Source organism: Chitinophaga sp. 9-1-y (assembly GCF_059511905.2).
In genome coordinates, this window is the sequence record NZ_CM197955.1 from 5,427,619 (window position 1) to 5,440,815 (window position 13,197).

At 45.4% G+C, this 13,197-nt stretch carries 9 protein-coding genes; 3 read left to right on the forward strand and 6 right to left on the reverse strand.

All coding sequences use genetic code 11. The annotated features are described in order from the left end of the window. Positions 1–6: 6 nt before the first annotated feature. The 6 genes from AC5ZC7_RS21480 to AC5ZC7_RS21505 all read right to left on the reverse strand — a co-directional run bounded on the left by AC5ZC7_RS21480 (position 7) and on the right by AC5ZC7_RS21505 (position 10,051). The gene (locus AC5ZC7_RS21480; protein WP_496158996.1) at positions 7–1,530 is read right to left on the reverse strand and encodes a discoidin domain-containing protein; all 1,524 of its coding nucleotides are present in this window, start codon (positions 1,528–1,530) and stop codon (positions 7–9) included. Positions 1,531–1,554: 24 nt separating this feature from the next. Further along, positions 1,555–2,652, reverse strand: a complete 1,098-nt coding sequence (locus AC5ZC7_RS21485) for a discoidin domain-containing protein (RefSeq protein ID WP_496158995.1) — start codon at positions 2,650–2,652, stop codon at positions 1,555–1,557. Between the two features lie 35 nt (positions 2,653–2,687). Next, positions 2,688–4,553, reverse strand: coding sequence for a RagB/SusD family nutrient uptake outer membrane protein (locus AC5ZC7_RS21490; RefSeq protein ID WP_496158994.1), 1,866 nt, complete (start codon positions 4,551–4,553; stop codon positions 2,688–2,690). Between the two features lie 32 nt (positions 4,554–4,585). Next, positions 4,586–7,858: a SusC/RagA family TonB-linked outer membrane protein gene (locus AC5ZC7_RS21495; RefSeq protein ID WP_496158993.1), complete on the reverse strand. Its 3,273-nt coding sequence runs from the start codon at positions 7,856–7,858 to the stop codon at positions 4,586–4,588. A 296-nt stretch (positions 7,859–8,154) separates the two neighbouring features. Further along, on the reverse strand, positions 8,155–9,426 hold the full coding sequence (locus tag AC5ZC7_RS21500) for a FecR domain-containing protein (RefSeq protein WP_496158992.1): 1,272 nt from the start codon (positions 9,424–9,426) through the stop codon (positions 8,155–8,157). 163 nt (positions 9,427–9,589) lie between these two features. Further along, complete coding sequence (locus tag AC5ZC7_RS21505) at positions 9,590–10,051, reverse strand: sigma-70 family RNA polymerase sigma factor (RefSeq protein ID WP_511911266.1); 462 nt, start codon at positions 10,049–10,051, stop codon at positions 9,590–9,592. Between the two features lie 738 nt (positions 10,052–10,789). On the opposite strand from AC5ZC7_RS21505, the gene AC5ZC7_RS21510 reads away from it, so the two are divergent. The 3 genes from AC5ZC7_RS21510 to AC5ZC7_RS21520 all read left to right on the forward strand — a co-directional run bounded on the left by AC5ZC7_RS21510 (position 10,790) and on the right by AC5ZC7_RS21520 (position 13,154). Next, positions 10,790–11,353 carry a TetR family transcriptional regulator gene (locus tag AC5ZC7_RS21510; protein ID WP_496158990.1) on the forward strand — a complete coding sequence of 188 codons (564 nt, stop codon included), beginning with the start codon at positions 10,790–10,792 and terminating at the stop codon, positions 11,351–11,353. 69 nt (positions 11,354–11,422) lie between these two features. After that, complete coding sequence (locus tag AC5ZC7_RS21515; RefSeq protein ID WP_496158989.1) at positions 11,423–12,310, forward strand: alpha/beta fold hydrolase; 888 nt, start codon at positions 11,423–11,425, stop codon at positions 12,308–12,310. 76 nt (positions 12,311–12,386) lie between these two features. Continuing rightward, the gene (locus AC5ZC7_RS21520) at positions 12,387–13,154 is read left to right on the forward strand and encodes a TSUP family transporter (protein WP_496158988.1); all 768 of its coding nucleotides are present in this window, start codon (positions 12,387–12,389) and stop codon (positions 13,152–13,154) included. Positions 13,155–13,197: the final 43 nt, after the last annotated feature.

The following is a 13,197-nucleotide window of genomic DNA, read 5'->3' on the forward strand; positions in this document are numbered from 1 at the left end:
GGCGTATTAATAAGCCCCCACTTCCGCCAGTGCACAGGATCTGCCATCATCATAACTGCTGCTGGTTACGATCCTGAAATACCTGGCATTTACTGGTGTAGTAAAGGAAATAAACTGGTCCATGTCACTTTTTCTCAGCACAAACACCCCTGCCTGTGTCCAGTTACCGGTGGCCGTTTTCGTGTATACGGTCACATCTTTTATACCCGGCCATACCCCCTGACGATCTCTGAAAGTAAGACCATTCAACAGGTGGGAGGTACCCATGTCTATTGTCAGTTGATGAGGATGTGTGGGTTCTGCGCCACTGTATTGTGTATGCCAGTAGGTAGAAGGGTCGTTATCCAGGGCATTGGTGGCCGGATAGCCACTTTCCTCTGAATCTACATCAGCGATTACCCAACCGGTTTTAGGGATCTCCGGTTTGGACCCGATGGCAGGATCCAATACCGGTACCTGGTTGATAAAAGAATAGTGATAGGTCACAATGGTTTGGCGATAACCATTGGCGCCCAGCAGGTCAACGCGCAACGCGTAAGTTCCTGTGAGGTCCCAGAGTTCACTGATGGGCGTTGATATGCTAAAACTATCCGTTCCTATAGGAGCAGCAGACCAGCTCGGCGTATCATAGGAGTCAGCGTTGGCATCGGGATCCTGGTATACGTTGATACCGTTAACAGGTTGATCTGCATAGAAACGTCCGGTGATCACCATGTTGCCATTGGTGTAGTTTACATTTACTTTCTTTACATAGGATTTAAAAGACTGCTGGTAATTGTTGACCACTGCATTATTAAATAATTCGCAGTTGTTTAAAATAGCGCAGGCTGCTTTCGATAAAATAGTACCCTTTGTAAAATCAGTATAACTCATCAGTGAGGTGCCTATGGTAGTAGCTTCGCTTTTCTTCTCTTTATCGTGAGGTAAGCCAAGGCCATGACCGAGTTCATGTGCATTGCCGGCTACCCAGTCTATGCCGGGTCCGTATTGTTTGATATCCAGTTTATCGTGGTCCAGTATAAATGCCCAGTTGCCAATACCATAGTAAGGTACGTCCGCATGCGTAACATCCGGCACCGGCGTGATTACCAGGTAGTGTTCACTTCTCTTTTCATTGGGATGTTGTACAAAATAGGCTTTGATTTCATCCATCATAGGCCCTGCTCCTCCATCATATTTATAGGATGATGCAGGATGAGCGCCCTGAACAACAGAAAATACCACCTGGCTACCCGCAGCATTGGTTTGAAGTCCGAAGGTTTTTTCACCAAATCCGTTGCGCTTCATTTCTTTGCCATAGAAATCCCGGAAGAAAAACAACATATCTGTCATCCGTTCCCGGTAGCGCAATAAGGTGTCCTGCCCCTGTGGCAGGAAATAAATGACATTCAATTTATAGGTGCTTTTGTTGACTTCTACAGGTGGTGGCTTCTTACCATCTGTATTTGTTTCCGTTGTTTTACCACAGGAAGTACAGGAAAGCATCCAGCCGAAAAAAACAATATAAATCCAACAAGTAAGCGTTTTCATATGTTTGTTTTGAGGGTGAAAAATCTATAATGCGCCGTACAAATTGATCTCTGCCAGGAACCCGAAGAAATTCGGTCCCTTGGTGAGCACTACTTTTATATATTTCCATGGCTGAGGTGCCACAGAAAAAAACTGTTCTCCATTTTTCTGTTGGAAAGGAAATGTTCCCAGGTCTGTCCAGGTTTGTCCGTCGGTACTTCCCATCAATTGTATTTCTGTTTGCCCTCCATTATTGTTCTGGCGATTGATGAGTCCTACCCTGGAAATAGTAGCTGCCTGTCCTATATTCACCGCAATCCAGTGCGGATAAGGCGTTTCTGCTTCGGACCAGCTGGTATGCCAGAAGGTGCTAATATTACCATCTATAGCAGCGGTAGCATATCCACTTACCGGCCCTTCACCGCCTGCTTCCTGGTCGCTGAAACCAGCGATGGACCAGCCATTCCGGGGAAGTTTAATTTCCGTTAACGGGGTGATCGTTGCACTCACCGGATCCGATTGACGCCGGGATATATCCGTTACCGTTACCACTACGGTAAGCGGGCTTCCACCAGGCATACCGGAAAGATAGCCGGAACCGATTGCTGCCGCCGATGTAAAGGCTTTGGTGACTACTTTCCCTGTTGCCGGATCAGTATAGGCAGCATTAACGATCACCGTTTTTCCTGAATTATTTTCCCATGTCACCAATGCCCCGCCTATAGAAGCCGATATTTTGAGCGTATGCGCAATAGCAACATACACCGGTGGTTTGGGTGTCACCGAAAGCGTAGTGATACCACTTACTGCTCCCTGAGGCCCCACCGCTTTAATGGTAAAGGAATAGGGCCGGTCTACCAGGCTGCTTACCACCGCGGTATCGGTATAGCGACTAAATTTAAATTCATTGACTTTCCCGATACTATCGGTGTAGCTAATAGCCGTATAGAGATAACTGGCAGAATCCTGCGGTGTACGGCCAATCGGATCCCAGGTAAAGATAGCTTCGCCATAACCCGCTACGCATTTTACATTACTCAGCGAAGCCGGTGGAACACCAACCTCTTCTTTCTTTTTGCAGCTCACCAGGTTCATCAATAAAACACCTGACACAATGCCTGCTAATATTTTCTTATGTAGCATAATAAATGTTTTGGGATAGAAATTTTTAAAGATGCTTACCAACCAGGATTTTGTACCAGGTTCACATTCTTGCTGAGTTCCTGTACACTAATCGGGAAAAGGTAACTGGCGGGTGTTTTGAATACCTGGTTCATCACCGGTGTTACCTGGTTAAAGGAACTTTCATCAGATCCCTGAAAGTTCATTCCATAAATGGTTTGATTCAGGTATTTATCTCCCTGTTTCCAGCGGCGTACATCCCAAAAATATTGTCCTTCAAAAACCAGTTCTATGGTGCGCTCCTGCCGTATAATGGCTCTCATTTCATCTTGCGTAAACACGGCAGCATGGCCTGCAATAGCCCAGGAAGCCTGTACCGTTGGCAACATAGATCTTTGTCTGATGGCGTTGAGGTTATCCAACACCAGTTGTTGTTCTGCCGGACCATAGTACTCATTCAGGGCTTCTGCATAAGAGAGGTATAATTCCGCCAAACGAATAAGCGGCCACGGATAATGGACAATGGTGAAATTGTTGTCGTCTGCTACGGTTTGCGGATGCACCACTTTCTGTACGAGGAAGCCTGTAAGCGAATAGTTTGTGGCTCCGGAGCGCCATCCCTGTGCTTCTCCTGCTTTAAAATGCATCGTTTCTACGGTGCCATTCACCAGGTAACTACCATTGTCATAAGCGATAGATGCATAGTAGCGGGGATCGCGATGCAGGTTTACATTCATGGTATGTTCGTCAGGATCTACTTCATATCTTTTGGCATAGGCCCAGGTAGGATCCTTATCGATTGGTAATCCATTTTCCGTGTAGAATGTTTCTACTGTTCTCAGGCTCGGACCGATACCATTGTAGGAATTACCAGTCAGCGGCGCACAGTTCTGTTGCCATTGATAGTATCCTTCCGGCACAGAATATCCCCATATCAATTCTGTATTCCAGGGGTCTACCATTGCAAAACGGTAGGCAATCATACCTGTATCACGACGTGTTTTTTCAAAGATGCTGGTTGGACCTTTATAGTCCGCAAACTGATAGAGGCGTCTGCCATTTTGTGTAGCTGCATCTATAGCGTCTTTGATAGCATCTATCGCCCTTTTCCATTTTTCTTTATCATAGGCAACATTCATCAGCGGCTGCCCAGTCCTGTTTTTGAAATTGGCGTAGTATTCACTGTTACCGTTGAACAACGGAGATGCTGCGGTGAGTAGCAGTCTGGCTTTCATCGCTTTTACGGCCACTGAGGTAACGCGTCCCAATTCATTTTGAGCAGGAATGGTATTAGGCAACAGCGCAGTAGCTTCATCAAATCTGCGTACCAGGTAATTCACACAGGAATCATACGGCTGACGAGCCGGAAAAATATCGTCGCCGCTGGTGGCATTAAAATCTATTTGATGATCAATCAGTGGAATAGGGCCATACTGTCTTAATAAAATATAATGATAGTAGGCAGATAAAAAAATGGCTTCTCCTTTCCAGCGCTTCGCTACATCTGCAGCCACCCCGGGTACTTTGTCCACATTATCGAGGAAGATATAGCATTGCCGTATCCCTTCAAAAAGACTGATGCCAGGGATACTGTTTTTCCCTTCCCAATAGTTAAATAACGGATCAGAAGAATTCTGTTCTCCCCGCAACATCCTTGAAATAACATTCCCCTGCCATACCGTAATCGCCTGGTCAGTGGCACAGGCGCTGATGTTACCATAGCTGGCGTCGTTCTCTGTAGGCATATAAGCATATAGAGAATACAGAAAACGCAGCGCTGTATTATAATTTTGAAAAGCAGTATTGATGGTAGCCGTGTTGGGCGGTACAATGTCGAGGTACTTTTTGCAGGACAATAATCCTGATACCAGGAAACAAGCCAAAAGTCCACCGAATATATATTTGCGTTTGAAGATATTCATAAATTTCTTTTTCAACTGATGAATGGATGTAATCAGAGATTAAACTGCGCGCCTAAGTTGACTACGGCCTGTGGCGGATATCCTAAACCATTACCTCCTCCCTGTTCAGGATCCCATAATTTAAATTTAGAGAAGGTGAGCAGGTTGATTCCTCTCAGGTAGATCCTGGCAATTTTTGCAGGATTATAGCCGATTTCTACCTGCTTCAGGCGAAGGAAGGAGAAATTCTGCAACCACCAGGAAGACCTTTGCTCGTTGTTTGGCGCAGATTCGAGTGCAGTCAGTCTTGGGTAAAAAGCATATAAATTCTGATTATCCGGCGACCAGTGATTGTCCGCAATGGCAGCGATCAGGTTGTTTTGCGCGCGGCCGAAAGGACGGAACCCGCTGATATAGTCAGACATATGAGATAATCCCTGGAAGAAGACGCCTACATCAAACTTTTTATAGTTAACTGTAAATCCGGCGCCATATACAATTTCCGGCACCCGGGGGTAGCCCATTGCGATGCGGTCGTTGTTATTAATCACCCCATCCCCATTGATATCTTTGTATTTGATATCTCCTGCTTTGGAAGCAATGAACACAGGGCTGTTAGCTGCTTCTTTGTCGTCGATAAATAACCGTTCTGCCACTAATCCGAAATTGGTATTCAGTGGATGATTTATAAAGGAAAGATTGGGAAGTCCTGCAGCTGCATAATTGGGTTCATCGTAGTACAATATCTTGTTACGTGCGTAGGTAAATGTACCACGGAAAGATACCTGCAAATCCTTGTTGAAACTGTGGTTATACAACAGGGTAGCGTCTATTCCATGATTCAGTACCCGTCCGATATTGGAATAGGGCAACGCACTCAATACGCCTGCTGTAGCAGGTATGGTACCTCGCTGCTGGTAGATATTACTACGTATTTCCCGGAACCAGTCCAAGTTCAGGGTAAGATCGTTAAACAAACCCAAATCAATCCCTACGTTCAACTTCTTACTTATCTCCCATTGAATATTATTATTCGGGTAACGGGTAATTTGTATACCGGACATCCCGTTATCGAAATTGTAACCGGTCGTAAAACCATTCTTACCGTTCATATTCACCACGCTGAGGTAAGGAAACCGGTCGCCTCCAATTTGATCATTACCGGACAAACCGTAAGAAGCACGGACTTTGAGCAGGTTGATATGATTGGTCCAGGTGGTTCCTTTAAAAAAGGACTCATTAGATGCTACCCAGGAAATACCTCCTGCAGGGAAGAAACCATAACGGTGTCCGGCGGCGAAGTTTTCAGAACCGGTGTAACCCAAATTTGCTTCCAGGTAATAGCGGGAGTCATATCCATATGCCAGGCGGCCCGCCCATCCTTGTTTGCGGGATGGTAATGCATCTACAATGTTGTCGCCAGGGGTGTTGGTATTGTATTCATTTCTTAAAAATACCAACATGCCGGCTACGTCGTGTTTGTCGTTAAACACACGATTGTAATTCAGCGTAGTTTGCATGTACAATGTTCGGTCGCCATTGTTATTCCCGGATTGGCCCAGTGCAGTAGACCCACCTGCAGCAGCTATCCAGTTGAGGTTATAGATATACTTTCCATCTGCCTCTTTACGATAGCTATCCAGGGTATAATAGTAGGGAGTATAAGTCCTGGTAATGCTGCTGCTGGACCAGTTTTTGAAAGAAATGAGCGCGTTAAAACTTAATCCTTTGGTGATCATATCCAGCTCCTGTTTTCCCCTTAGCGTGGTGAGTAAGGTGGAAGCGGCCGATTGATTATATCCTTTTACCATGTCGGCATACGGGTTATCGCGGGTATTAGCGCCCAGGAAACCATCCGTTTTATTACCGAAATAAATATGATCCATCGTTCCGTCAGCAGGCGTAGGGTAATAAGCTGGGAAATCCACACCATTGGCGCCCATTACACTACCAAACAAATCAGAAGCGCTGGTAGCAGGACCGGTATTCCGGTAATAGTCGGCGTTGATATTCAGTTCCAGCTCGGTGGTTTTGGTAGCTTTTACGCTTACATTATTCACGAAGTTGAAACGATTATTATCGATGTTGTTTTTAAACCCTGTCAGTAAACCGTTGTTCAGGATCCCCATGTCTTTATAATAGGCGATCCCCATGTAATAACGCGCTACCTGTCCGCCTCCCTGTACATTGAGGTTGGCGTGGTGACTCAGTGCATAATCCTTAAACAACATTTTATACCAATCTACATTCGGATAGATGTAAGGATCCAGTCCCTGTGCGGTACCATTAATTTTTTCGGAGGAATAGCGATCGGCGTTATAAGGGTTATCGTTCCGCAACGCTTCATTGTATAGCTTCATGTAGGAAACGCCATCCGTAAACTTCACAATTTGTGTGGGTGAAGAAACGGAGCTTTCCACCAGCCCGGTAATCCTTGGTTTTTCCATGATCTTGCCTCGCTTGGTTTCGATCAGTATCACACCGTTGGCGCCTCTTGCCCCATATAGTGCGGTAGACGACGCATCTTTCAGGATAGAAAAACTTTCAATGTTACTGGGATCAATACTATTCAGATCGCCGGAAGATATTTCTACGCCATTGAGAAAGATCAGGGCACCGGTTCCTCCGTAGGTAGATACCCCTCTGATCCAGAATTGGGCGCCGCTGCCAGGTTCTCCGGTAGACTGCCTGGCGATAACGCCTGATAACCTCCCTGCAAATGAAGAAGACAACGTACTGGAAGGCGTTTTTAATTCCTGGGGAGAAATAGTGGTGATGGCGCCTACGATACTGATTTTCTTTTGTTTGGTGTTAAAACCGGTGACTACTACCGAGTCGATACCTATGGAAGAAGGCGCCAACTGTACCTCTACGAAGGCCTGGTTATTTACCGGCACTTCTTTAGGCGTATAGCCGAGGTATTTAAAGAGGAGTATGGCGTTTCCATCTTTTACCGATATGACGAACTCCCCCTTTTTATCGGAATAAACTCCATTGGCAGTTCCTTTTTCCTGTATACCGACTCTTTCCAGGGGTAATCCTTTCTCATTTATTACATGGCCCCGGACGGTCATCACCCGTGTGGCAGCGTCTTCGGTGTCGGTTGTTTTTTTCAATATAATGGTGTTGTACCTGACTACATAAGTGAGGCCCTGATTTTTAAGGCATACATCGAGGACCTCTTGCAGTGAGGCTTCCTTCAGGTTCAGGTCGATGTTGGCAGTATGTTTTACCAGGTCGGGATTGTAGATAATCTGGTACCCACTCTGCTGACCAATCATCCAGAAAACCTTTTCCAGTGAAAGGTCTTTTCCTGAAAGATTCATCTTTTGAGAATAGGCACTCCCCCGTGCCTGCAAACAGACGGCTAATAAAACAAAAAAAGCTAGTCTCATAACGATGTGTGACAAGATTCTGGTTCTTCGCATGCTCCAATACAATGAGCATGCATATTGCGCAAGCAAATACATATATTTGTATAGTTTCGTTTTTGATAACAGGAATTACTACGCCTTATGAAAAAAGCGAACGTTTACTACCGGAATACCGCCTGGCCGCGGATTCCGGTTTATTTTGGCTGATCAGTGCTGTTTGATTTTTTATTTCATTGTTCCTCCTTATTTTATTTTGAGATACGTGATACCATAATTTTGTTCCCTGTGATGAGGAAGCGCAACCGGCCGTCTGCTTCCAGTATTTCTATTAATTCCCTGATATTTTCTTTTCGTTCAATATTTCCGGCAAAACGGATATCGGTCATGTCTCCGTTGTAGTCTACACTTACATCATACCACCTGGCGAGTTGCCGCATAATTGTTTTTATGTCGGTGGAGCGAAACAGGAATCGTCCGTTCTTCCAGGCAATTTCTGCCTCCAGATCGGCGGGTTTTACCTGCAGGGTGTTTGTTTGTGGAAACCATAGAGATTGTTCTCCCGGCTTAAGCACTACGGCATTAGTCCCTTTCTGCATACTCACCGATCCCTCTACCAGTGTAGTTTTCACCGCCTTTTCATCATCATAGGCCATCACATTGAAGTGGGTTCCCAATACTTTCACCACTCCCCCATCTTCGCCGGCCCGTTTTATTTTCACCAGGAATGGCCATTCTTTGTTGCCGGCTGCAGTATGGGTTACTTCAAAATAAGCTTCGCCTGTTAATACCACCTCCCGGCTGTTTTGGGGGAACGCTACCGGAAATTTTATGGTAGATGCTGCGTTGAGAAAAACGCGTGTACCATCCGATAATACAATTTCATACTTGCCGCCCTTTGGTGTTGACACGGTATTCCAGGTAGTGGCCTCTTTCGCGGCTGCAGGGGATTTCTGATAAATGAGTACCCCTTCCTGGTGTTGGGCAATGAGGCTTCCTCCCTGTAGTGCCACCGTATCCGCCGCTACATCTTTTAACGCGATGGCATCGCCATTACCTAAAATCAGAGTGGCTTTGTTACTACCTGGTGTAATGGCGGCCATCTTAACAGCCGGTTTATTCAAAGGCATATGTTGCTGTGTTTGCTTATTGATCACGTATTGGATCGTGATCATCGCGAAACATACCACTGCTGCGGCCGCCGCGGTCCATCGCCAGAGCGCCCGCTGATGCCAGGGGCGTGAAACAGGCTGCCGGACACTGGTCGCTGTTTCCTGCAACGACAAGCCAGCCGACGTAAAAATCCGTTGGGTAAGTGTATTGATATCATGCTTTCCAATGGCCTGCAGTTCATTATTCCAGTGAGCAGGATCACTGAGTTGCCGGAATGTAGCTTCATTATCTTTATCCGCGGCTCTCCACCCTTGCAAGACTGCTAAGTCTTCCTCCGTTATTGTTCCTGTTCTCCATTGTTGTATCAACGCCGCTATGCGCAACGCTTCATCCATTCGTTGATCTTTCATGACATGCAAAGGAATTTTCTACTTATATCATTACAACGCCGCCTACCCGACTTTGTACCATCGGTTTAGCAAAGTTTTTTTTTAAAAGTGGGTCAAATGGAAAAAAGAGGGCGTGCTGCCGGGTCATAAAATGATCCCATTTGCAGCAGGATACGGACATACATTAACGAAGCAGCAATAATATGGCAAGATAAACTTCGAGATGAGACCGATATCCAAGCTTATTTCTAAGGATAGAGAGCGCTTTGGTTTTCTGATTGCGAACGGTTTGATCAGACAGGTTTAGTTGCTGAGCGATTTCCTGGTTAGTAAGTTGGCGTACATATCCCAGGATGAATACTTCTTTCATTTTGGCGGGCAATTCTGCAATGGCTTTTTGTAAATCCGCCATCATTTCTGCATAAATCACTTCATCCACTGCCACACCCGTATGTACTTCGCTAAATGCCTCGAACTTTCGTTGTTCACGCTGACGGTCGCGTATATATTGCAATGCCGCGTTCCTGGCGGCGACGTAAAAAAAGCGTTTTATGTTGCCAAATGATTCAAATGTTTCCCGCTTCTCCCACACTTTTACAAGTACCTCCGTTACAATATCTTCTGCTGCCGCACTGTTCATAATCATCCTGTCGGTATAACGGCACAGTACTGGTCCATATATCCCAATCAGATAGCGAAATGCGAATTCGTCACCTGTCCTTAACCGGTTATAGCAATCATCGTCATCTAATACTTCTAACACCATATCAAAGGCAAGTACCGTATACTCTTAAGTTAAAAAATGCAGATTTTCAGGCAATCAAAAAACTGTTGGATATAACAGCGTTGATATGTCACCAATAAGCCCTATGCTTCCTTTACAAGGAATAAAAACCGCATGTGCGCTAATGTAACGGGCCACACGCTATAAAACTACACCAAAATTGATCTATTCATATCTTTTTTTCACCCATACCGGTAGCAAAAGGTAGCGCTATGATGTTGTTTCTACAGACGCCAGCATGCTTTCAACAGCATCTGGTGCCGGTTGTGCTAAATAAAAATTATTTCGTCTGACAACGTGTCCTGGCCGGTAAACTATTATCGTGGAATAATAGTAAGGAACACGCTATGTTTAATTGTTCACTAAATAATTACATCATTTACTGGGGCCGCCGCGGTTTATATCAGCCTGTACGGATGACCCAATGTGTAAATCGCTCTTAATAAAAATACCAGGCATTCAAAGATGCAAAATATTTTTTGTTTTTTCTTTTCCTAAAACCGGGCACCTGTTTATGAAGGAAGGAGGTCAGAATAAAAAATCTGAAAAATTATTTTACCGAACGTTTGGTAATATCAAAAAACGCATTACCTTTGTTCCATGAGACCGCAAAAAATAGACGACGCAAGATTGATAGAAAGCCTGATGTCTGTATTACAGTCGAAAGGTTTTGAAGGGGCCAGCCTCAACGACCTCGCCAAAGCTACCGGCTTGCAGAAAGCCAGTCTGTACCACCGGTTTCCCGGCGGGAAGAATGAGATTGCGGTGATGGTGCTTGAATTTGTGTATACGTGGATTAAAGACAATATCTACCTGGTGCTGACAGAAAAAGGGGTAGCGCCCGCCACAAAATTGCAACGGGCTATTCAGCATATTAAAGAGCTGTATCATAATGGGGAGAAAAGTTGTATCCTGAACGCCCTCTCCCTTGATTCAGGATTAGTAGTGTTGGGCAATGAAATCAGCAAAACGATATTGCTATGGCTTGAATCCTTTACTGCGCTGGGCATAGAACAGGGTTTTACAACTGCCCAGGCAAAGGCTAAAGCAAGACAATCATTCGTGCTGATACAGGGAAGCCTGGTGCTGTCGAAAGGATTGAGCGATCCTACCCATTTTCAAAAGGCACTGACCGATTTGAAAATGCTTTTCACTAACGAGTAAAATTTTTTTCACTTTAATTTTACCGAACGTTCGGTAATAATATTTATAAAACTTTAAAAGTCTCCTAAAATGAGCAACGTAAAACACCACACCACCCAAGTAAATGGCATCGACATCTTCTACAGGGAAGCAGGTCAGAAAGGTAAACCCACCCTGGTATTATTACACGGCTATCCTACTTCTTCCCACATGTACCGGAACCTGATGCAGGAGCTCTCCGACGACTACTACCTGATAGCGCCCGACTACCCTGGTTTTGGCAGAAGTGCGCAACCCAATATGACTGATTTCAGCTACACCTTCGCCAGTTTGGCGGACGTTGTACAAGGCCTGCTCAACCAACTGGGACTGGAACGGTACAGCCTTTACCTCATGGACTACGGCGCACCAGTGGGTTACCGTCTGGCAACCGCACACCCGGAAAGAATTGAATCACTGATCGTACAAAACGGATGTGCGTATGAGGAAGGACTGGAGCAGTTCTGGGATCCTATTAAAGCATATTGGAAAGACAATAGCAACAAAGAAACCGAACGTATACTCGAAGGATTTCACAACATAGATGGCCTGAAATGGCAGTATACACACGGCGTATCTGATGCCACCGTTATCAGCCCTGATAACTGGGAACTGGACCTTCGTCACATTCAACGCCCGGGCAATGACCGCATACAACTGCAACTGTTTTACGACTATCAAAATAATACCACCTTATACCCTCAATGGCAGGAATATTTCCGCACACATCAACCGGAAATGCTGATCGTATATGGCAAAAACGATTACATATTTCCCGTAGCCGGCGCTGAAGCTTATAAGAAAGATGTGAAAAACCTGGAGTATCATTTATTCGATGCCGGTCACTTCGCCCTTGAAAGCCATGGAAAAGAAATTGCAGCTACCATCAGAGAATTCCTCGGCAGAAAGGTGGCACGCAAATCTTTAGCTACTGCCTGATTGTACCATTATACACCAGGAGTGTGGCCAGGTTCCCACTCCTGTTTTTTGCACCGCTAAAATTTTTATTTACGCCATGATACCCATTCAAGATTCCCTCGTTCTATTCGGCGCCGCTATTTTTGGCAGCTCCATGAATGCCGCCGCCGGCGGTGGTGGTTTCGTATCCTATCCCTCCCTGGTATCAATCGGTACCACGCCATTAGCAGCCAATGCTATCAGCACGGTAGCCCTATGGCCGGGGAACATCGCCAGTATCAATGCGTACCGTCCAGATACCGATTATAGCTGGAAACACACCGGGCCACTCATTATTGCCATTACCCTGGGTGGCCTCATCGGTGCCAGCCTGGCGGTAGTATCCTCACCCAGCCTGTTCAGCAAATTCGTGCCCTTCTTCCTGCTTTTTACCTGGCTGATATTTGTTTGTAGCCCGGCCATTATTCGCCGTTTTCTGACCGGGCCACAATACCGTATCAGCTTAGCAGGTAAAACAGGCACCTTATTGCTGATAGGAATTTACGGCGGCTTCTTCGGAGCCGGCCTGGGTATGATGCTGCTGACTGTTTTCAGCTTCTTTGGATACAAGCAACTCAACGAAATGAACGGACTCAAAGTATTATTAGTGTCCTTTAACAACGGGATAGCCGCTATTGCTTTTGTTGTTTCCCATATGATTGTCTGGGAATACACAGGGATCATGCTTGCAGGCGCTTTGCTGGGAGGGTACTACGGTGCAAAATTTACGCGAAAAATACCACCTCCCATATTGCGTAAACTCATCATTACTTTGGGCGCCATCATTACCTTACTGTTCTTCCTTAAAGAATATTATCAACACTAAAAATTATCAACAAATGAAATACCCATTAACTTTACCCATCTTT